The organism is Streptomyces sp. NPDC093018, assembly GCF_040684035.1.
Lineage (GTDB): Bacteria > Actinomycetota > Actinomycetes > Streptomycetales > Streptomycetaceae > Streptomyces > Streptomyces murinus.
Genome location: NZ_JBFBFF010000003.1, coordinates 514326 through 535096 on the forward strand (window position 1 = coordinate 514326; position 20771 = coordinate 535096).

The following is a 20771-nucleotide window of genomic DNA, read 5'->3' on the forward strand; positions in this document are numbered from 1 at the left end:
GCGACCGCACGAAGGGCACATATCGCGGTAAGACGCCTCCAGGTGCTCACCGGTGCCCCACAACTGGGGCAAGGCCGTGTTTCTTTGTCGGAAAGTCGTTCGACCATTCCGGTGGCAGTCATACTCTCTGCGACACCCCCGGCCGCCCGCGCGGTCCTGGTACGGCGCGGATTTTCAGGGTTTCCGGGACATACGAGGGCGAAGGGCAGCCGCGGATGCAGGGCACGGTCGACGGTTTCGGCTACGGGGCCGTCACCCCGTTGGTGGCCTATCTGATGGCGTGCCTCGGTGGCGCCCTGGGGCTGCGCTGCATCACCCGGTCCCTGCTGGTCACACACGCGCGGCGGCCGGCCTGGCTGGCCCTCGGTGCCGCCGCGCTCGGCTGCGGCACCTGGACCATGCACTTCGTCGCCATGATGGGCTTCAGCATCGAGCAGGTACCGGTCCACTACGACGAGCCGGTCACCTACGCGAGCCTCGGACTCGCCGTCCTCATGGTCGGTGTAGGAGTCTTCATCGTCGGCTACCGGGGCGCCACCGGCGCACCGCTCTTCACCGGCGGCACCGTCACCGGACTGGGCGTCGCCTCGATGCACTACCTCGGCATGGCCGGGATGCGCTTCCACGGAAGCTTCGCCTACAGCACGCCCAAAGTCGTCGCCTCCGTCGCCATAGCGGTCGCCGCCGCCACCGCCGCCCTGTGGGCCGCCGGACGCGCCCGCGGCCTGCTGCCGACCGTGGCGGCGAGCCTCGTGATGGGCCTCGCCGTCAGCGGCATGCACTACATGGCCATGGCCGCCCTCAGCGTCCGCCTCGACGGCACCGCCGAGACCACCGCCGACACGCCGGACGCGTCCGCGCTCGTACCCATGCTGCTCGGCCCCCTCGTCCTCCTGGTCCTCGCCGGGGTCGTCGTGATCCTCGACCCGATGCTGGTCCTGCGCCACCCCGACCGGGCGCCCGCCCTGCCCGCCCCGGGCGTCCCGGCCGCCGCCCTCGCCCCCCGCACCGGCCCCCGACCCGCCCCCCACCAGCACCGACACCCCGACCGCAGGCCCGTACGGCAGCGCGCCCGCACCCCGCAGAACCGCTGACCGGGACCCGTTGTCAGTGGGGGGTCGTACGGTTGATGGCATGCGGCCCGTTTCCCACATCGAACGCACGGTGGCGCCCATCGAGGTCGTCAGTCCCTACCAGCCCAGCGGTGACCAGCCGACGGCCATCGCCGACCTGGCCAAGCGCATCAAGGCCGGCGAGAAGGACGTCGTCCTGCTGGGCGCGACCGGCACCGGCAAGTCCGCCACCACCGCGTGGATGATCGAGAAGCTCCAGCGCCCCACCCTGGTGATGGCGCCGAACAAGACGCTGGCCGCCCAGCTGGCCAACGAGTTCCGCGAGCTCCTCCCGAACAACGCGGTCGAGTACTTCGTCTCGTACTACGACTACTACCAGCCCGAGGCGTACGTCCCGCAGTCGGACACCTACATCGAGAAGGACTCCTCGATCAACGAGGAGGTCGAGCGGCTGCGCCACTCGGCGACCAACTCGCTGCTCACCCGCCGTGACGTCGTCGTGGTCGCCTCGGTGTCCTGCATCTACGGCCTGGGCACCCCGCAGGAGTACGTGGACCGCATGGTCCCCCTCCGCGTCGGCGACGAGATCGACCGGGACGAGCTGCTGCGCCGCTTCGTCGACATCCAGTACACGCGCAACGACCTGGCCTTCACCCGCGGCACCTTCCGCGTCCGCGGCGACACCATCGAGATCTTCCCGGTCTACGAGGAGCTCGCCGTCCGCATCGAGATGTTCGGCGACGAGATCGAGGCGCTGTCCACGCTCCACCCGCTCACCGGCGAGATCATCAGCGACGACCAGCAGCTGTACGTCTTCCCCGCCTCCCACTACATCGCCGGGCCCGAGCGCATGGAGCGGGCCGTCAACGACATCGAGAAGGAGCTGGCCGAGCGCCTGGCCGAGATGGAGAAGCAGGGCAAGCTCCTGGAGGCCCAGCGGCTGCGGATGCGCACCACGTACGACATCGAGATGCTCCGCCAGATCGGCACCTGCTCCGGCGTGGAGAACTACTCGATGCACTTCGACGGCCGCCTGCCCGGCTCCCCGCCCAACACCCTGCTCGACTACTTCCCGGACGACTTCCTGCTCGTCATCGACGAGTCGCATGTCACCGTCCCGCAGATCGGCGCGATGTACGAGGGCGACGCCTCCCGTAAGCGCACCCTCGTGGAGCACGGCTTCCGCCTGCCCTCCGCCCTGGACAACCGGCCCCTGAAGTGGGAGGAGTTCCAGAAGCGCGTCGGGCAGACCGTCTATCTGTCGGCCACCCCGGGAAACTACGAACTGTCGCGCTCCGACGGCGTCGTCGAGCAGATCATCCGTCCGACCGGCCTGGTCGACCCCGAGGTCGTGGTCAAGCCCACCGAGGGCCAGATCGACGACCTGGTGCACGAGATCCGCAAGCGCACCGACAAGGACGAGCGCGTCCTGGTCACCACGCTCACCAAGAAGATGGCCGAGGACCTCACCGACTACTTCCTGGAACTGGGCATCCAGGTGCGCTATCTGCACAGCGACGTCGACACCCTGCGCCGTGTGGAACTGCTGCGCGAACTGCGCGCCGGTGAGTACGACGTCCTGGTCGGCATCAACCTGCTGCGTGAGGGCCTCGACCTGCCCGAGGTCTCCCTGGTGGCGATCCTCGACGCCGACAAGGAGGGCTTCCTGCGCTCCGGTACGTCGCTGATCCAGACCATCGGCCGCGCGGCGCGCAACGTCTCCGGTCAGGTCCATATGTACGCCGACAAGATCACCCCGGCGATGGACCGCGCCATCGACGAGACCAACCGCCGCCGCGAGAAGCAGATCGCCTACAACAAGGCCAACGGCATCGACCCGCAGCCGCTGCGCAAGAAGATCAATGACATCGTCGCGCAGATCGCCCGCGAGGAGGTCGACACCGAGCAGCTTCTCGGCAGCGGCTACCGCAAGTCGAAGGACGGCAAGAGCGCCAAGGCTCCCGTGCCCGCGCTGAGCGACAAGGCGGTCAACGGCGGCAAGGCGGCCAAGGGCGCGAAGGGCAAGGCCGCGGCCACGGTTCCGACGGACCGTCCGGCGGCCGAACTCGCCGAACAGATCGAGGAGATGACCGAGCGCATGCGGGCCGCCGCCGCGGAGCTCCAGTTCGAGATCGCGGCCCGGCTGCGCGACGAGGTCTCGGAGATGAAGAAGGAGCTGCGCCAGATGCGGGAAGCCGGCATCGCCTGATCCACGAGACGCCGCCGGACCTCGGCATACGCGCCGAGTGTTGCAACACCGACACAAAGCGCGGACCGGGGTGCGGCGGTGTCGGTGCCCCTGCGTAGGGTTCTGATCAGCCGCGCTGTCTGCGGCAACAGGGGACCTTCGAGAGGGGATTCAGCCGTGTCCGTCAACTTGAGCAAGGGTCAGGCCATCAGCCTGGAGAAGAACGACGGGGGCACCCTCACCGCGGTCCGTATGGGGCTGGGCTGGCAGGCGGCCAAGCGCCGCGGTTTGTTCGGCTCGCGCACCAAGGAGATCGACCTGGACGCCTCCGCGGTGCTCTTCGCCGAGAAGCAGCCGGTCGACGTCGTCTTCTTCCGGCACCTGGTGAGCGACGACGGATCGGTGCGCCACACCGGCGACAACCTTGTGGGCGGCGTCGGCCAGGGCGGCGACGACGAGGCGATCCTCGTGGACCTCCAGCGCGTCCCGGTCCACATCGACCAGATCGTCTTCACCGTGAACTCCTTCACCGGCCAGACCTTCCAAGAGGTGGAGAACGCGTTCTGCCGTCTGGTGGACGAGTCCAACGGCCAGGAACTCGCCCGCTACACGCTGGCCGGCGGCGGCGAGTACACCGCCCAGATCATGGCCAAGGTGCACCGTGCGGGTGCGGGCTGGACGATGACCGCCCTCGGCACCGCCGCCAACGGGCGCACCTTCCAGGACCTGATGCCGGCGATCCTGCCGCACCTGTAGCCGCGGATCCGGCGGGCGGGGCTTCACCACAACACGACACGGGGGCGACGGGGATGACGGTCGAGCTGGTGCGGGGACAGAATCATCCGTTGCCCCAGGTCCGGCTGGAGATCCGGATCTCGGCCGGGGTCCCGGTCCTGGCCGGGGCCACGCTCGGCGACGAGAACGGCACGCTGCACGGCCCTCAGCGGGTCGCCCACGCCGGCGCCCCCATGCTCCCCGGGGTCGAGGTCCCCCGGCAGGCAGCCGCCGAACACCGCCTGGCCGTGGACCTGTCGGCCGTGCCCGAGGCCGTCCACCGGGTCGGTGTCTTCCTCGCCCTGCCCACTGGGACCACGGGCCCGCTCCGGTTCGGCGCCGTCCCCGCCCCGCACCTCACGGTGCACGGCCCCGACGGCACCGAGATCGCCCGCTACACCGTCGGCGGCCTGGACACCGAGGCGGCCCTGATCGCCCTGGAGCTGTACCGCAGACAGGGCGCCTGGAAGATCCGCGCGATGGGCCAGGGCTACGCCGACGGCCTCCCCGCCCTCCTCGCCGACCAGGGTCTGCCCGAGGCCGACACGCTCGCCGCCGCCGTACAAGCGACCACGAACCCTGGCCCCACGGCCGCGTACGACCACGACACGCATCGCGCGAACGACGTGAACCGCGCGGACGACGGGGGCCGCAACCCGTACGACACCCCGGCCCCAGCGGAGGGGCCCACCCTCGGCGGGCCGATCGACTACTCCCATCCCCGCCGACCGCGGCACAACGCGCCGCCGCCCACGCCCGCGGTTTCCCCGGCCTCTGAAGGACAACCTGCCCCGCCGGTCGCGGGCGACGCCGTGGGCTGGTCGATGGAGGAGCGGCTGTACAACCAGGTCTGGGGCATGTTCGAGGACCTGACGCGCACCACGGCCGCATACCGCAGCGCCCTCGACTTCGCTGACTCCCGCATGGAGAAGGAGATCGACCAGGCCCTCGCCGACCCGCGCGCCCGCCTCGGCGACGGGAACGCGGCGGAGCGCGAGGCGGCCCGGACCCGCCGTGACCAGCTGGCCGGTCAGGCGCGCGCCGTCCTCGACCGCGACCTCGCCCAGCTCATCGCGGAGTCCGAGGTGGTCGAACCGGCGCTCCCGCCCGCCTGTGCCCGCTGGGACAGCCCCGTCTGGCACGGCTACCGCGTGCCCACCGAGCCGCCGATGGCGCTTAGGCTCGGCGATCTGCATCTGCCCGAGAGTCTGCCGTTGCGCATCCCGCTGCTGGTCAGGCTGCCGCTGGAGCAGGGTCTGTGGATCGACAGCGGCGCCACGGCCATGCCCGAGGGATTCTTCGCGGACGTGGCCGCGCTGCGGCAGGCGGCCCTGGAGACGGCGGTGGCACTCGCGGCCCGGCTGCTCGCTGTGCATCCGGCGGGGGAGCTGGCCGTGCGGATCATCGACCCGGCCGGTGCGGGGACCCGCGCGCTGTGGCCGCTGACCGGCGCCGGAGTCCTCGCGGCACCGCCCGCGACCGGGGCGGCGGGCGTCACGGAGGCGCTGGAACGGCTCACCCGGCGGGTCGACCTGGTGCAGATGGCGGTGCGGGGCGGCGCGGCCGGGTCACTTCCGGACGATGTGGACACCGCGCGGCAGCTGCTGATCGTCAACGACTTCCCGCACGGCTTCGACGACCGGGCCATCACACGGCTGCGCTACCTCGCGGACGAGGGCCCGGCGGTCGGTGTGCACCTGGTGCTGGTGGCGGACCGTGCGGACGCCGCCGCCTACGGCCCCCTGCTGGACCCGCTGTGGCGCTCGCTGATGCGCCTCACCCCGGTCCCCGACGAGCACCTCGCCGACCCCTGGGTGGGTCATGCCTGGACCTACGAGCCCGCGCTCGTGCCGGTCGGCAGCCGGATCGTGGAACAGGTGCTGGGCGAGGTCGCCGCCGCCTTGATCAAGAACAAGTAAAGCCACCTTGACCTGGGGCTTTGAACTTTTCTTTGCTTTTTACTTTACCAATGCTTGGTGATTGGGGTACTGTCTTCCAAGCGGAGGGGAGTACTCCCTGACTGCGGCGCACCCGTCAATACGGACCGGTTCCGGTCCCGGGGCGTCGGCCCCCGTGCGGGTGGAAGAGACCTCCGGCAGTGACAACGCATATGTGCTTGCCATCTCGAAATGCCGGAGGTTGCCGTGGAAGTTTCCATGACCCTGTGGGTCCTGACCATCGTGGGCCTGGCCGCCCTGATCGGAATCGATTTCCTCATAGGGCGCAAGCCCCATGAGGTGTCGATCAAAGAAGCCGGCATCTGGACGGTCGTCTGGATCGTCCTGGCCGGCCTCTTCGGCCTCGGACTGTTCCTCTTCGGTGGCGGACAGCCGGCCGGCGAGTTCTTCGCGGGCTTCATCACCGAGAAGTCGCTGAGCGTCGACAACCTCTTCATCTTCGTCCTGATCATGACGAAGTTCGCGGTCCCCGCGCTCTACCAACGGCGCGTCCTGCTCATCGGCGTTCTCATAGCCCTGGTGCTGCGAGCGGTGTTCATCGCCGCCGGAGCCGCGATCGTCACCAGTTTCTCCTGGGTGTTCTACCTCTTCGGCGCCTTCCTGATATGGACCGCCTGGAAGCTCGTCCAGGAGGCCCGCGCCGACGACGAGGGCGAGGAGGAGTTCGAGGAGAACCGGCTGCTGAAGGCCGCGGAACGCAGGTTCGGCGTGGCCGACCGGTACCACGGCACCAAGCTGTGGATCCGGCAGAACGGCAAGCGGATCATGACCCCGATGCTGGTCGTGATGCTCGCCATCGGCACGACCGACATCCTGTTCGCCCTGGACTCGATCCCCGCGATCTTCGGCCTGACCCAGGACCCGTACATCGTCTTCACCGCCAACGCCTTCGCCCTGATGGGCCTGCGTCAGCTGTACTTCCTCCTCGGCGGCCTGCTGAAGAAGCTGGTCCACCTCTCGTACGGCCTGTCGGTCATCCTCGGCTTCATCGGCGTGAAGCTGGTGCTGCACGCCCTGCACGAGTCGGGCGTCCCGGTGCCCGAGATCAGCATCCCGGTCTCGCTCGGCGTGATCTGCACCGTCCTGGTCGTCACCACGGTCACCAGCCTCATGGCCTCCAGGAAGCAGGCGGCCGTCGCGGCGGGCGCCGACTCCGAAGACACCGAGAAAAAGGCGTCCGTGGACGTCTGACCCCACGGCTCGCACGGCGGCGCGTAAGGGCCGCCGCCCACGGAGGGTCCGCCGCTTGCGGAGGACCCTCCTTCGGACACGATCGGACGCGCGGAGCCCGGCCCGAACCGGCCCGGGGCGCCGCAGGGAAGGGACGGAAGCATCCGGAACGAACAGAATGCGAACCATGTGGCACTCTGCGACGATCGCGGCATGATCACTTGGCTGCGATCGCTCGCCCGGCGATGGACGATCCCCGTGCCGGTGCTCGCGGTCGTCCTGCTGATCCTCACCTGGCACCGTGCCATGCCGGGCCCGGTCATCGCCCTGGTGACGGTGGTGCTCGCCGGGGCCGTCCTCGCGGCGGTGCACCATGCCGAGGTGATCGCCCACCGCATCGGCGAACCCCTCGGCTCCCTGGTGCTGGCCGTCGCCGTCACGGTCATCGAGGTCGCGCTGATCGTCACACTGATGGCCGACGGCGGTGACAAGAGCTCCACCCTGGCCAGGGACACCGTCTTCGCCGCCGTGATGATCACCTGCAACGGCATCGTCGGCATCTGTCTGCTGGTCGCCTCGCTGCGGCACGGCACCGCCGTCTTCAACCCCGAGGGCTCCGGCGCCGCGCTCGCGACGGTCGCGACCCTCGCCACGCTGAGCCTGGTGCTGCCGACCTTCACCACCAGCAAGCCGGGACCGGAGTTCTCCACGCTCCAGTTGACCTTCGCCGCACTGTCGTCACTGATCCTCTACGGCCTGTTCGTGACCACGCAGACGGTGCGGCACCGGGACTACTTCCTGCCCATCACCCGGCAGGGCGAGGTCATCAACAGCGAGGACCACGCCAGCCCCCCGTCCAAGCACACGGCCCTGATCAGCCTGGGTCTGCTCGCTCTGGCGCTGGTCGGCGTGGTCGGCCTGGCCAAGGGCGTGTCACCCGCCATCGAGGCGGGCGTGGCGGCGGCCGGTCTGCGCCAGGCCGTCGTCGGTGTGATCATCGCCCTGCTCGTGCTGCTCCCGGAGACCATCGCCGCGCTGCGGGCCGCGCGCCGGGACCGTGTGCAGACCAGCCTCAACCTCGCGCTCGGCTCGGCGATGGCCAGTATCGGACTGACCATCCCGGCCGTGGCACTGGCCTCCCTCTGGCTGCCGGGACCGCTCGTCCTCGGCCTCGATCCCGTCCATATGCTGATGCTCGCCCTGACGGTGGTGGTCGCCTCCCTGACCGTGGTGCCGGGCCGGGCGACCCCCTTGCAGGGCGGTGTCCATCTGGTGCTGTTCGCCGCCTACCTGGAGCTGGCGATCAACCCCTGACCGAGCCGGCCACCGTCTCCACCGCCGGTACCGGCGCCGGGTGCGTCTCTGGCAGCAGCGCGAAGCATCCCAGGCTGAGCAGCGCCATGCCGGTCAGATAGCCGCCCACGCCCCAGGGGACGCGCCCGCCGCCCTGTGCGAGCGCCGTGGCCACGATCGGGGTGAGCGCGCCGCCGAGCACTCCGCCGAGGTTGTAGCCCACCGCGGCGCCCGTGCAGCGCACCCGGGCGTCGAACAGCTCCGGCAGATAGGCGGAGACCACCGAGAACACGGTGACGAAGGCGAGCAGCGCGCCCAGCATCCCGAGGAACATCAGCAGCGGTTCGCCGGTCGCCAGCAGCGAGACCATGGGCAGCATCCACAGCGCGCAGGCCGCGCAGCCGGTCACGCACAGCGGCCGGCGCCCGTAGCGGTCGCCGAGCAGCGCCGCGGCGGGAATGAGCGGGGCCTGCACGAGCACCGCTGCCATGACGCAGGTCAGCATGACGCTCCGGCTCACATCGAGCCGTTCCGTGGCGTACGACAGCGACCAGGTCGTCACCGCGTAGAACACCGCGTACCCGGCGGACAGTGCCCCCGCGGCCAGCAGCACCAGCCGTCTGTGGTGCCGTACGACCTCCATGAAGGGCACGCGCGCGTGGTCGTCGATCTCCAGGAACCGGGGGCTCTCGGCGAGCGACGAACGCAGCCACAGACCCGCCAGCGCGGGCACCGCGGCCGCCCAGAACGGCACCCGCCAGCCCCACTGCGCGAACTGCGCGTCGGAGAGCCCGGTGGACAGCGCCAGCATCACCCCGTTGGCGAGTACGAAACCGATCGCGGGCCCCAGCTGCGGAATGCTCGACCACAGGGCGCGCCGTCCGGCCGGCGCGTGCTCGACGGTGAGCAGTACGGCACCGCCCCACTCGCCGCCGAGGCCGAGCCCTTGCAGAAACCGCAGCAGCAGGAGCAGCACGGGCGCGGCCACGCCGATCGAGGCGTACGAGGGCACACAGCCCACCGCGATCGTCGAGGCGCTGGTGAGCAGCAGCGAGGCGATGAGCACCGGCCGCCGTCCGCGCCGGTCCCCGAGGTGCCCGAACAGCACCGAGCCCATCGGCCTGGCCACGAAACCCACGCCGAACGTCGCGAACGCGGCCAGCGTCCCGGTGGCCGGTGAGAAGGAAGGGAAGAACAGCGGCCCGAGGACCAGCGCGGCCGCGGTCCCGTAGGCGTAGAAGTCGTAGAACTCGACCGCGGTACCGGCGAGGGATGCGGCGGCCAGGCGCGGCAGAGAGGCTGTGGTGACAGCGCGTACGTCGTGCATGGTGCGTCAACTACCCACCGTGATCACGAGTTACGGGGGCGTACAGGGGTGACCGAGGGGCCGAAGCGCGCGCCCGGGGCGAGTGGGGCACGGGGCCGGAGCGCACGCCGGAGCCGTGATAGACCGGGGTCGAGCGGCGGTCGCGGACGCACCGCCCTGAACGACCGGAGGAACCGTGCCCCGCACCCTGGCCAACGCCCCGATCATGATCCTCAACGGGCCCAACCTGAACCTGCTGGGCCAGCGCCAGCCGGAGATCTACGGCAGGGAGACCCTGGCCGACGTCGAGGCGCTGTGCGCCGAGGCGGCGGCCGCGCACGGTGGCACGATCGACTTCCGGCAGTCCAACCACGAGGGCGAACTGGTCGACTGGATCCACGAGGCGCGCCTGGGCCACTGCGGCATCGTCATCAACCCCGGCGCCTACTCGCACACTTCGGTGGCGATCCTGGACGCGCTCAACGCCTGCGACGGCATGCCCGTCCTCGAGGTGCACATCTCCAACATCCACCGGCGCGAGACGTTCCGGCACCACTCGTACGTCTCCCTGCGTGCCGACGGCGTGATCGCGGGCTGCGGCGTGCAGGGCTACGCGTTCGGCGTCGAGCGTGTCGTGGCACTCCTGGGTGCGGCGCGGGCCGACGCGTAGCCCCGCGCCGCGCGGGGCCCGCGGCGGTTCTACAGGCGGCCCGCCTCGACGATCCGCCGCAGGAAACGCCGGGTGCGTTCCTGCTGCGGATCCCCGAACACCTGCTCGGCGGTGCCACGTTCGAGGACGACCCCGCCGTCCAGGAAGCACACCTGGTCGGCGACGTCCCGCGCGAAGCCCATCTCATGGGTGGCCAGCACCATGGTCATGCCCTCGTCCTTCAGCCCCCGGACCACCTCCAGCACCTCGCCCACCAGTTCGGGGTCGAGCGCGGCCGTGATCTCGTCCAGCAGCAACAGCCGGGGCCGCACGGCGAGGGCCCGTACGATCGCCACCCGCTGCTGCTGGCCGCCGCTGAGCCGGTCCGGGTAGGCGTCCGCCTTGCCGGCCAGCCCGAGGCGCTCCAGCAGCCCTCTGGCCCGCTCCTCGGCCTCGGCGCGGGAGACGCCGTGCACTCGGCGCGGAGCGAGCGTGATGTTGTCCAGCACGGTCATGTGCGGAAAGAGGTTGTACGCCTGGAAGACCACGCCGATCCGGCGCCGCACCGCGTCCTGGTCGGCCCGGGGATCGGTGATCTCCTCGCCGTCCAGCCAGATCGCGCCGTCGTCGATCTCCTCCAGGAGGTTGGCGCACCGCAGCAGCGTCGACTTCCCGGACCCGGAGGCGCCGATCAGCGCGGTCACCGTGTGCGGGGCGACCTCCAGGTCCACGTCCCGCAGGACCACCGACTCGCCGAAGGTCTTGCGGACCGACTCCATGCGCAGCACAGGCGCGTCGCTCATAGGGATCCCCCCTGCTCCCGCCGCCGGTCAAGGCGGGCCGTCACCCAGTCCGTGAAGCGGGTCATCGGAATGGTCAGCGCCACGAACACGAGGCCCGCCACGATGTACGGCGTGTAGTTCAGGCTGCGGCCCACGATGATGTCGGCCGCCCGTACGGCGTCCACCGCGCCGCCGATCGACACCAGGCCGGTGTCCTTCTGGAGCGACACCAGGTCGTTGAGCAGCGGCGGCACCTGCCGGCGCACCGCCTGGGGCAGCACCACGTAGCGCAGGGCCTGGCGGTTGGTCAGACCCAGCGAGCGGGCCGCCGCGCGCTGGGAGGGATGGATCGACTCGATGCCGGCCCGGAACACCTCGGCGACGTACGCCGAGTACGTCAGCGTCAGCGCCGTACCGCCGAGCAGTACCGGATCGACCGTCACGCCCTGGAGCCGCAGCGCCGGCACGCCCAGCACCACGATCATCAGATTGATGATCAGCGGCAGTCCGCGGAAGAAGTCGGTGTACGCCGCCGCCAGCACCCGCAGCGGGAAGAACACCGGGCCGCGCAGGGTGCGCGCGATCGCGATCAGCATGCCGAGGACCAGGACGGCGATACCGCAGATCAGCAGCAGGCGGACGTTCAGCCACAGCCCTTCGAGGACCTTGGGGAGCGCCTCGCGCGCGTACTGGGCGCTGAAGAACGTCTCCTTGGTGCGCGGCCAGCCGGGCGCGTCGACCACGACCAGGTAGAGCACGGCGGCGGTGACCAGGGTGGACAGCGCCGCGACGGCCGTCGCGCGGCGGGCCCGTGCCCGCTTGTGGCGCTCGCGCTCCAGCCGCCGCGCGGAGGGGACGTAGTCGTCGCCGGGCATGTCGTCCTCGTCGTCGGCCCCCTCCCGCGCCGACTCGCCCTTGGTGAAGGTCACTTGAGCACCGGGGCGCCGACTGCGTCGGACAGCCACTGCTGGTCGAGCCGCGCCAGCGTGCCGTCCTTGCGCAGGGCGTCGACGGCGCCGCTCACGCACGGGGTCAGCGCGCTGCCCTTGTCGAGCACCAGGCCGAACTGCTCGGGCGTGCCGCCCTGGTTCTCGAACTGGCCGACGATCCTGGCGTTCGTCACCTCGGCCGAGGTGATGTAGAACGCGGTCGGCAGGTCGGTGACGACGGCGTCGACCTGACCGTTCTTCAGGGCGGACTTGGCCTGGTCGTTCTTGGCGTAGACGGCGGGACCCTGCTTCGGCTTCACCACGTCGGTGATGTAGTCGAGGCTGGTCGTGCCCACCTGGGCGCCCAGTTTGAGACCGCGCAGGTCCGCGATGCTCTTCGCCTTCGCGGCCTTGCCGCCCTTGAGCGCGATGACGGCCTGGCGCACGTCGTAGTAGCCGGAGGAGAAGTCGACGGCCTTTTTGCGTTCGGCGCTGATCGAAACCTGGTTGATGTCGAAGTCGAAGGTCTTCACGCCGGGCGCGAACGCCTTGTTGAAGGGCACGCTCTGCCAGACCACCTTGTCCTTGCCGTACCCGAGCTGCTTGGCCACGGCGTAGGCGACCGCGGATTCGAAGCCCTTGCCGTTGGCGGGCTTGTCGTCCTTGAACCACGGCTCGTAGGCGGGTTCGTCCGTCGCGATGGTCAGTTTCCCGGATGTCTTGGTGGCCTGCTTGCCCTTGGCGCAGCTCGCGGCGGCCGAACCGGGCGCGGTGGCCGACGACTTCGCCTCGGGCTGCGGGGCGCAGCCTACGGCGGTGGCGAGCAGGGCGAGGGTGGCGGCCGCTACCGCGCGGCGCACTGTGCGAGGGGCGAGGTGCATGGCGGGAGAGTGGCAGTGAACTCGGCGTTTGTCGAGGTCACGACCATTTTTGTCCGCATAGTGGGAGCGGGTGTTGCGGCTGTGTGAACGCGGGCCGGGGCGGCGGTACATGGGCTCCGGCCCGGGCCGCCGGCCCAGGGCAGGGTGGGCGGACCGGCGGCCCTGCCGCTCGGGAGCCGTCATCCCGGGCGGGGCCGCGACCAGTTGACCGCATGCCACCGGTTCGGGGGAGTGTGCGCGTGCACCGGGCGCGTGCGAAGCGTTCACACGGGGCGCGCGGAACGGCATTCGCGCCGGGCGCACGTGCGGGTCGTACGGCATGCCCCTTACAGGCGGCCGGGGTTCACCACCCGCGCGCGTGCCACTCCGGCAGATGCGGGCGCTCGGCACCGAGCGTGGTGTCGTCGCCGTGCCCCGGGTAGACCCAGGTCTCGTCCGGCAGCGCGTCGAAGATCTTCGTCTCCACGTCGTGGATCAGACTGGCGAACGCCTTCGGGTCCTTGCGCGTGTTGCCGACGCCGCCCGGGAAAAGGCAGTCGCCGGTGAAGACGTGCGGATGGCCGTGCGGGTCGTCGTAGACCAGCGCGATGGAGCCCGGCGTGTGCCCGACGAGGTGGCGCGCGGTGAGCTGCACCTGGCCCACCCGGATGACGTCGCCGTCGTCCACGAGTACGTCGGTGGCCACCGGGATGCCGGGCGCGTCCTCGCGGCCGGCGTGCGTGCGCGCGCCCGTCGCGGCCACGACCTCGGCGAGCGCCTGCCAGTGGTCGCCGTGCTGGTGGGTGGTGACGACGGACGCGATGCCGTCGTCACCGATCATCCCCAGGAGCGTCCGCGGCTCGTTCGCGGCGTCGATCAGGAGCTGCTCGTCGGTGGCCCGGCAGCGCAGCAGATAGGCGTTGTTGTCCATCGGCCCGACCGCGATCTTCGTGATCATCAGGTCCTTGAGCTCATGCACATCCGCCGGCCCGCCGACCCTGACCTCGCCCGTGTACGTCATGGTGATCAGCCTATGCCGTTCGCGACGGCGGCGACGCCTCACTGACACAAGCGGCCCGAAACGCGAACGTCCTCACCGGATGACGCGGATTTCCGGCAGCACGGAGGCGTCGACACCCTCCCGCGCGAGCACCCGCCGGGCCAGCTCCCGCGCCCGGCCCCACCCGGCGTCCTCGAACTGGGCCGCCGTGGACCACCGGCCCGGGGAGGGGCCGCGGGTCATCTCGCCGGAGACGCGGGCGCGGCGGCGACGGCGGGCGCCTCTGTCAGGAGGCGGCGGCGAAACGCGGCATCGGCAGTCCTCACGCCTTGATCGTCACACGCCTCCGAACCGGAGCGCCCACCTTCTCGCCCGGCATCTTTCGTACGGCGCCTTCGTCCGGCGCCGGTATCCGCTCTGCCGTGCCGCGGGTTCAAAACCTAGAGCGGCGGGAGCTTCGGCAGGGCCTCGCTGTCCGTCGTCAGGGCGGAGCCGTCGCGGCGGCCGGCGAGCCAGCCCAACAGGTCGGCCGGGGTGCCCGTGACGGTGACCTCGGGCTTGTCCGCGGACCTTCCCGTGGTCCACTCGTGCGTGCCGTCCGTCACACGGGTCGCGGGGACGTCGGGGTTGCCGGAGAAGCGACGGGTCAGGAAGTCGGTCTCGCGCTCCAGGAACTCGGCCGGGAGGTCCTCCAGGTCGTACCCGATCCCGAGGTCCACATGGTGCAGCTCCACCTCGCCCCACCGGCGGAACGGCACCCGGGCCGCGTCGTCGGTGACCCCGTTGCGCAGCTCCACCGTGCGCGTCCAGTCCGCGGGCGCGTCCCCCGCCGCCCGGAACCGCTCGGCGGTCTCGCGCAGGTCGGCGAGCTGGGTCTCCAGGGGGCGCGCGGCGCCGTTGTCGATGTCGGCGTCCCGCGCCTCGGCGCTCGCGTACATGGGACGGCCCTCGAGAACGTTCACGAGCGCGTCCGCGTTGCGGGCGAGGTGGGCGAGGACATGGCCGCGGCTCCAGCCGGGAAGCCGTGACGACTCGGCGAGTGAGGCGTTGTCCAGTTGTGCGACCGCGTTGAGCAGCCGCTCGGTCGCGTCACGTACACATGCCAGGTCATGAGCGTGATCAATCATGGGCTCGACCCTAGCCCCGCCACACGTTCGGGTGAAGCTGGTGAAGCTCGTCCGTAATTCGAATGCGCGTGCTATATGGTCGAAGACGGCGTCGGGCATGCTGGAAGGCCGGGGGTTGTTATGCAACCGAGCAATCCGACCGGCGTTGTCAGTGGCTCCCCCTAGTGTGAAGAGGCACGGGGGCTTCGCCCCTGTCACTTCTCCCAAGAAAGGTGCGGACCGGCGTGGCCGACCGTCTCATCGTCCGTGGCGCGCGCGAGCACAACCTGAAGAATGTCTCGCTCGACCTGCCTCGCGACTCGCTCATCGTCTTCACGGGCCTGTCCGGGTCGGGCAAGTCCTCCCTGGCCTTCGACACGATCTTCGCCGAGGGCCAGCGGCGCTACGTGGAGTCGCTTTCCTCGTACGCACGGCAGTTCCTCGGACAGATGGACAAGCCGGACGTCGACTTCATCGAGGGCCTGTCCCCGGCCGTCTCCATCGACCAGAAGTCGACCTCGCGCAACCCCCGATCGACCGTCGGCACCATCACCGAGGTCTACGACTACCTCCGGCTGCTCTTCGCGCGCATCGGCAAGCCGCACTGCCCCGAGTGCGGCCGCCCGATCTCGCGCCAGTCGCCGCAGGCCATCGTGGACAAGGTCCTGGAGCTGCCGGAGGGGAGCCGCTTCCAGGTGCTCTCGCCGCTGGTGCGCGAGCGCAAGGGCGAGTTCGTCGATCTCTTCTCCGACCTCCAGACCAAGGGCTACTCCCGCGCGCGTGTGGACGGCCAGACCGTCCAGCTGTCCGAACCGCCGACCCTGAAGAAGCAGGAGAAGCACACCATCGAGGTGGTCGTGGACCGCCTCACGGTGAAGGACTCCGCCAAGCGCCGCCTCACCGACTCCGTGGAGACCGCCCTCGGTCTGTCCGGCGGCATGGTCGTGCTCGACTTCGTGGACCTCCCCGAGGACGACCCCGAGCGCGAGCGCATGTACTCGGAGCACCTTTACTGCCCGTACGACGACCTGTCCTTCGAGGAGCTGGAGCCGCGCTCCTTCTCCTTCAACTCGCCCTTCGGCGCGTGCCCCGAGTGCACCGGCATCGGCACCCGCATGGAGGTCGACGCCGAACTGATCGTCCCGGACCCCGACAAGTCCCTGGACGAAGGCGCCATCCACCCCTGGTCGCACGGACACACCAAGGACTACTTCGGCCGCCTGATCGGCGCCCTCGCGGACGCGCTCGGCTTCCGTACGGACATCCCGTTCGCGGGCCTGCCGCAGCGCGCCAAGAAGGCCCTGCTGTACGGGCACAAGACCCAGATCGAGGTGCGCTACCGCAACCGGTACGGCCGCGAGCGGGTCTACACCACGCCCTTCGAGGGCGCGGTGCCCTTCGTCAAGCGCCGGCACAGCGAGGCCGAGAGCGACGCCAGCCGCGAGCGCTTCGAGGGCTATATGCGCGAGGTGCCCTGCCCCTCCTGCGAGGGCACCCGCCTGAAGCCGATCGTCCTCGCCGTCAGCGTCATGGGGAAGTCGATCGCCGAGGTCTCGGCGATGTCCATCAGTGACTGCGCGGAGTTCCTGGGCGAGCTGAAGCTCAGTGCCCGCGACAAGAAGATCGCCGAACGCGTGCTGAAGGAGGTCAATGAGCGACTGCGCTTCCTGGTCGACGTCGGCCTGGACTACCTCTCGCTCAACCGCGCGGCCGGCACCCTCTCCGGTGGCGAGGCCCAGCGCATCCGCCTGGCCACCCAGATCGGTTCCGGCCTGGTCGGCGTGCTGTACGTGCTGGACGAACCCTCCATCGGTCTGCACCAGCGCGACAACCACCGGCTGATCGAGACCCTGGTCCGGCTGCGCGACATGGGCAACACGCTCATCGTCGTGGAGCACGACGAGGACACCATCAAGGTCGCCGACTGGGTGGTGGACATCGGTCCCGGCGCCGGTGAGCACGGCGGCAAGGTGGTGCACAGCGGCTCCCTGAAGGAGTTGCTCGCCAACACCGAGTCGCAGACCGGCGCCTACCTCGCCGGTCGCAAGGCCATCCCGCTCCCGGACGTCCGGCGCCCCCGCGACCCCTCGCGCCGGCTCACCGTGCACGGCGCCCGTGAGAACAACCTCCAGGACATCGACGTGTCCTTCCCGCTGGGTGTGTTCACGGCCGTCACGGGCGTCTCGGGATCCGGCAAGTCCACCCTGGTCAACGACATCCTGTACACCCACCTGGCGCGCGAGCTGAACGGCGCGCGCACCGTCCCCGGCCGCCACACGCGCGTGGCGGGCGACGACCTGGTGGACAAGGTCGTCCATGTCGACCAGTCGCCGATCGGCCGCACCCCGCGGTCCAACCCGGCGACCTACACCGGCGTCTTCGACCACGTCCGCCGCCTGTTCGCCGAGACCACCGAGGCCAAGGTCCGCGGCTACCAGCCCGGGCGCTTCTCCTTCAACGTCAAGGGCGGCCGCTGCGAGAACTGCGCGGGCGACGGCACCATCAAGATCGAGATGAACTTCCTCCCGGACGTCTACGTCCCGTGCGAGGTCTGCCACGGCGCCCGGTACAACCGGGAGACCCTGGAGGTCCACTACAAGGGCAAGTCCATCGCCGAGGTGCTGAACATGCCGATCGAGGAGGCCATGCACTTCTTCGAGGCGGTCCCGGCGATCTCCCGCCACCTGAAGACGCTGCACGACGTCGGCCTCGGCTACGTCCGCCTCGGCCAGTCCGCCACCACGCTCTCCGGCGGCGAGGCCCAGCGCGTCAAGCTCGCCAGCGAACTCCAGAAGCGCTCCACCGGGCGCACGGTCTATGTGCTGGACGAGCCGACCACCGGTCTGCACTTCGAGGACATCAGCAAGCTGCTGAAGGTGCTCGGCGGCCTGGTCGACAAGGGCAACACGGTCATCGTCATCGAGCACAACCTGGACGTGATCAAGACCGCCGACTGGCTCGTGGACATGGGCCCGGAGGGCGGCGCCGGCGGTGGCCTGGTGGTCGCCGAGGGCACGCCCGAGGAGGTCGCCGGGGTCCCGGCCAGCCACACCGGCAAGTTCCTGCGCGAGGTCCTCGGCGCCGACCGGGTCAGCGACGCGGAGCCCGTGAAGGCGCCGCGCGCCACCAGGAAGACGGCCGCGGCCAGGACACCGGCCAAGAAGACGGTGACGGCCAAGGCCAACAACACGGCGACCAAGAAGGCCGCAGCGGCCACGAAGAAGACGGCTGCGAAGAAGACGGCCACGAAGAAGGCGACGCCCGCGAAGAAGACGACGCGGGCGAGCAAAGCCTGACATCGGGTCAGAAAACCGGCGCCCCGCGGGAACTCCCTGCGGGGCGCCGTTCGTTCCACCATCAGCCGCACGAACCGGCGGCCGCTCCTTGACAAGAGCAGACAGAGAGCGGACGGCTCACACGTCACCCAGCTCGTCCGCGTAGGGCGGCTCCGCCCCCGCCCGGGAACAGGTGATCGCCGCCGCCCGCGCCGCGAAGCGCAGCAGCCGCGTCCAGCCCTCCGTCCCGAGGGCGGCCAGTGCCTCCCGTGACAGCGCGTCCAGGGCGGACAGACCGTGCAGCAGCGCCGCGTTCACCGTGTCACCGGCACCGATGGTGTCCACGACGTCGACCTTCTCACCGGGCACGGAGCACTCCCCGCCGTCCCGGGTGTACACGGTCAGACCCTCGCCGCCCCGGGTCACCACCACGGCCGACGGTCCCTCGGCCAGCCACTCGCGCGGCGTCCCACCCAGCCATGCCGCGTCCTCCGCGGACACCTTCAGGAGCGTCACCGAGGGCAGCCAGCCCGCGAAACGCGCCCGGTAGGCGTCCGCGTCCGGGATCAGTCCCGCCCGGATGTTCGGATCGAGCGCGGTGAACAGCCCCTGCCCGGCCGCCCGGCGCATCAGCTCCTCATAGGCGCTCGCCCCCGGTTCCAGGACGAGCGACAGGGTGCCGAAGGACACCGCGCGGGTCTCCGCGGGGAGCGAGAGGGGCGCGGTGAAGAGACGGTCGGCGGTGCCGTCGACATGGAAGGAGTACGAGGCCGAGCCACCGCCGTCGATCGTGGCCACCGCGAGAGTCGTCGGCTCCGGCCCGCGTTGGACGCCCGCCACCTCGACCCCGGCCCGCCGCAGCCCGTCGAGCAGGGCCTCGCCGAAGGCGTCGTACGACGTCCGGGAACAGAAGGCGGTGGGGGAGCCGAGCCGGCCGAGAGCCAGGGCGGTGTTGTACGGGCCGCCGCCGGGCACCGGTCTCAGGGCCGCGAGGGCGCCGGGGCCCTGCGGTACCAGGTCGATCAGTGCCTCACCGGCGACGACGATCACGAGGTGGTTCCCTTCTCGGACGGGGGCTCGGGCGGGATCTCGGACAGGGCAGCCGACGCGGGGTGCGCGGCTGCCTCGGGCGGCCCGGGTTCCTCCGGGCAGCCGCAGGACGTGCGGTGGACGAACGCGCAGGGCAGCCGCACGGTCCGGGACGGCCGGTCCGGCTCGGCCAGGCGATCCAGCAGCAGTCGTACGGCCCGGGCGCCCAGCTCCCTGCTGGGCTGGGCGATGGCGGTGAGCCGGGGCGAGAAGAGGTCGGCCCAGGGGAAGTCGTCGAAACAGCACAGGGCGATGCCGCCGGGCACGGACCGGCCGTGTCGGCGCAGGGCGCGCAGGGCGCCGAGGGTCATCGCGTTGTTGGCGGTGACCAGCGCGGTGGGCGGATCGGGGAGGGCGAGCAGGGCGGTGGTGGCGTGCTCGGCACCGGCGGACTCGGAGTTGCCGGACACCAGGAGACGGTCGTCGCCCGCGAGGCCCGCGGCGGCCAGGCCGTCCAGATAGCCCGTGACGCGCTCACGGGTCGTGCTGAGTCCCGGCAGCCCGGCGATCAGGCCGACCCTGCGGTGCCCCAGCCCGGCGAGATGGGCGACGAGGCGGGCCGTCGGCTCGGCACCTTCCGCACAGATCTGATCGAAGAACGGGGCGCCCGTGGCCGCGGCGGTGGCCGTCCCGTCGCCGGATCCGGGTGGGTCGATCAGCCGGTCCAGGAACACGGTCGGTACGGCATGACGGCCGAGGTAGTCGACCAGCTCGCCCGGCTGCGCGGACGCGGCGACGATCATGCCGTCAACCCGGCGCTCATGGAGGAGTTGCGCGACCTTGCGCTCCTGCACGGGGTCGTCGTGCGGATCGGCCAGGAGCAGCCCGTAACCGGCCTCCAGGGCCGCGGCCTCGACGCCCTGGAGGATCTCGGTGAAGTATGGATTGCTGATCGCCGACACCGCGAGCCCGATGGAGCGGGTGCGGGCCGTGACCAAGGAGCGGGCCAGGGTGTTGGGGGTGTAGCCGAGGACGTCCACGGCGTTCAGGACCGCCCGGCGGGTGCCGGGGGAGACCGGGCGGGTGCCGTTGAGGACATGGGAGACGGTCGCCACGGAGACTCCGGCGCTCCGCGCGACGTCCGCCATGGTGGCCATCGTGCTCCCCTCCCCGCGGCCCGCCGTACGGGCGCTCGGCCGGGAACGTACCCCATTGACCGATCCCGCGTAAACGCTTGCGCAAGCGTTTACGTGCTCGATCCCGCCGTACGGGACACGCCTTTCCGCACGCTGTCGGCCCTCTCCCGTCGCGCACCGCACCCCGCCCCAGGGCCGGATTCCCGCCCCGGTATCGTCGCCGTGTACACCCCTTGACCAGTG

At 70.6% G+C, this 20771-nt stretch carries 17 protein-coding genes; 8 read left to right on the forward strand and 9 right to left on the reverse strand.

The genetic code is table 11. The features are described 5' to 3' along the window. Positions 1-215: 215 nt before the first annotated feature. The 6 genes from AB0N90_RS09660 (at position 216) to AB0N90_RS09685 (ending at position 8477) form a co-directional block, all read left to right on the forward strand. On the forward strand, positions 216-1094 hold the full coding sequence (locus AB0N90_RS09660; RefSeq protein ID WP_365194440.1) for an MHYT domain-containing protein: 879 nt from the start codon (positions 216-218) through the stop codon (positions 1092-1094). 40 nt (positions 1095-1134) lie between these two features. Further along, complete coding sequence (gene uvrB, locus AB0N90_RS09665; protein ID WP_365194443.1) at positions 1135-3282, forward strand: excinuclease ABC subunit UvrB; 2148 nt, start codon at positions 1135-1137, stop codon at positions 3280-3282. A 156-nt stretch (positions 3283-3438) separates the two neighbouring features. Beyond that, the gene (locus AB0N90_RS09670; protein WP_361670731.1) at positions 3439-4017 is read left to right on the forward strand and encodes a TerD family protein; all 579 of its coding nucleotides are present in this window, start codon (positions 3439-3441) and stop codon (positions 4015-4017) included. 53 nt (positions 4018-4070) lie between these two features. Beyond that, positions 4071-5954, forward strand: coding sequence for a TerD family protein (locus AB0N90_RS09675; protein WP_365194446.1), 1884 nt, complete (start codon positions 4071-4073; stop codon positions 5952-5954). Between the two features lie 225 nt (positions 5955-6179). Beyond that, a complete protein-coding gene (locus tag AB0N90_RS09680) occupies positions 6180-7184 on the forward strand; it encodes a TerC/Alx family metal homeostasis membrane protein (protein ID WP_365194448.1) in 1005 nt (334 codons plus the stop codon). A gap of 192 nt (positions 7185-7376) precedes the next feature. After that, positions 7377-8477: an ionic transporter y4hA gene (locus AB0N90_RS09685; protein ID WP_365194449.1), complete on the forward strand. Its 1101-nt coding sequence runs from the start codon at positions 7377-7379 to the stop codon at positions 8475-8477. Here AB0N90_RS09685 and AB0N90_RS09690 read toward each other — a convergent pair. Further along, a complete protein-coding gene (locus tag AB0N90_RS09690) occupies positions 8467-9783 on the reverse strand; it encodes an MFS transporter (protein WP_361670721.1) in 1317 nt (438 codons plus the stop codon). The two genes, AB0N90_RS09685 and AB0N90_RS09690, sit on opposite strands and share 11 nt — an antisense overlap. Positions 9784-9958: 175 nt before the next feature. Between AB0N90_RS09690 and aroQ the strand changes: the two genes are divergently transcribed. After that, positions 9959-10432 carry a type II 3-dehydroquinate dehydratase gene (gene aroQ / locus AB0N90_RS09695; protein ID WP_361670719.1) on the forward strand — a complete coding sequence of 158 codons (474 nt, stop codon included), beginning with the start codon at positions 9959-9961 and terminating at the stop codon, positions 10430-10432. Between the two features lie 29 nt (positions 10433-10461). Here aroQ and AB0N90_RS09700 read toward each other — a convergent pair whose 3' ends face one another. From AB0N90_RS09700 to AB0N90_RS09725, 6 genes are all read right to left on the reverse strand, one after another. Continuing rightward, positions 10462-11214 (reverse strand): amino acid ABC transporter ATP-binding protein, encoded by a 753-nt coding sequence (locus AB0N90_RS09700; protein ID WP_365194453.1) that lies wholly within the window; start codon positions 11212-11214, stop codon positions 10462-10464. Beyond that, on the reverse strand, positions 11211-12122 hold the full coding sequence (locus AB0N90_RS09705; RefSeq protein ID WP_365194456.1) for an amino acid ABC transporter permease: 912 nt from the start codon (positions 12120-12122) through the stop codon (positions 11211-11213). The genes AB0N90_RS09700 and AB0N90_RS09705 overlap by 4 nt, the downstream gene beginning before the upstream one ends. Next, positions 12119-13003, reverse strand: coding sequence for an ABC transporter substrate-binding protein (locus tag AB0N90_RS09710; protein ID WP_361670710.1), 885 nt, complete (start codon positions 13001-13003; stop codon positions 12119-12121). Before AB0N90_RS09710 ends, AB0N90_RS09705 begins: the two co-directional genes overlap by 4 nt. 343 nt (positions 13004-13346) lie before the next feature. Next, positions 13347-14003, reverse strand: a complete 657-nt coding sequence (locus AB0N90_RS09715) for an MBL fold metallo-hydrolase (RefSeq protein ID WP_361670707.1) — start codon at positions 14001-14003, stop codon at positions 13347-13349. A 72-nt stretch (positions 14004-14075) separates the two neighbouring features. After that, on the reverse strand, positions 14076-14225 hold the full coding sequence (locus AB0N90_RS09720; protein ID WP_365194460.1) for a hypothetical protein: 150 nt from the start codon (positions 14223-14225) through the stop codon (positions 14076-14078). A 197-nt stretch (positions 14226-14422) separates the two neighbouring features. Continuing rightward, complete coding sequence (locus AB0N90_RS09725; RefSeq protein ID WP_365194463.1) at positions 14423-15109, reverse strand: maleylpyruvate isomerase family mycothiol-dependent enzyme; 687 nt, start codon at positions 15107-15109, stop codon at positions 14423-14425. Positions 15110-15333: 224 nt separating this feature from the next. On the opposite strand from AB0N90_RS09725, the gene uvrA reads away from it, so the two are divergent. Next, a complete protein-coding gene (gene uvrA, locus AB0N90_RS09730; RefSeq protein WP_365194466.1) occupies positions 15334-18384 on the forward strand; it encodes an excinuclease ABC subunit UvrA in 3051 nt (1016 codons plus the stop codon). A gap of 117 nt (positions 18385-18501) precedes the next feature. On the opposite strand, the gene AB0N90_RS09735 is transcribed toward uvrA, so the two are convergent. Both AB0N90_RS09735 and AB0N90_RS09740 read right to left on the reverse strand, forming a co-directional pair. After that, entirely contained in the window at positions 18502-19413 is a 912-nt protein-coding gene (locus tag AB0N90_RS09735; protein ID WP_365194469.1) for a carbohydrate kinase, read from the reverse strand. Continuing rightward, on the reverse strand, positions 19410-20549 hold the full coding sequence (locus AB0N90_RS09740) for a LacI family DNA-binding transcriptional regulator (protein WP_365194471.1): 1140 nt from the start codon (positions 20547-20549) through the stop codon (positions 19410-19412). The genes AB0N90_RS09735 and AB0N90_RS09740 overlap by 4 nt, the downstream gene beginning before the upstream one ends. Between the last annotated feature and the right edge of the window lie 222 nt (positions 20550-20771).

Excerpts from the sequence above, each read along its gene's own strand:
- AB0N90_RS09675 (WP_365194446.1), top strand. The coding sequence starts at position 4,071 with ATGACGGTCGAGCTGGTGCGGGGACAGAATCATCCGTTGCCCCAGGTC.
- AB0N90_RS09725 (WP_365194463.1), bottom strand. The coding sequence starts at position 15,109 with ATGATTGATCACGCTCATGACCTGGCATGTGTACGTGACGCGACCGAG.
- AB0N90_RS09715 (WP_361670707.1), bottom strand. The coding sequence starts at position 14,003 with ATGACGTACACGGGCGAGGTCAGGGTCGGCGGGCCGGCGGATGTGCAT.
- AB0N90_RS09690 (WP_361670721.1), bottom strand. The coding sequence starts at position 9,783 with ATGCACGACGTACGCGCTGTCACCACAGCCTCTCTGCCGCGCCTGGCC.
- AB0N90_RS09710 (WP_361670710.1), bottom strand. The coding sequence starts at position 13,003 with ATGCACCTCGCCCCTCGCACAGTGCGCCGCGCGGTAGCGGCCGCCACC.
- AB0N90_RS09720 (WP_365194460.1), bottom strand. The coding sequence starts at position 14,225 with ATGACCCGCGGCCCCTCCCCGGGCCGGTGGTCCACGGCGGCCCAGTTC.
- AB0N90_RS09700 (WP_365194453.1), bottom strand. The coding sequence starts at position 11,214 with ATGAGCGACGCGCCTGTGCTGCGCATGGAGTCGGTCCGCAAGACCTTC.
- AB0N90_RS09660 (WP_365194440.1), top strand. The coding sequence starts at position 216 with ATGCAGGGCACGGTCGACGGTTTCGGCTACGGGGCCGTCACCCCGTTG.
- AB0N90_RS09685 (WP_365194449.1), top strand. The coding sequence starts at position 7,377 with ATGATCACTTGGCTGCGATCGCTCGCCCGGCGATGGACGATCCCCGTG.
- AB0N90_RS09740 (WP_365194471.1), bottom strand. The coding sequence starts at position 20,549 with ATGGCCACCATGGCGGACGTCGCGCGGAGCGCCGGAGTCTCCGTGGCG.
- uvrB (WP_365194443.1), top strand. The coding sequence starts at position 1,135 with ATGCGGCCCGTTTCCCACATCGAACGCACGGTGGCGCCCATCGAGGTC.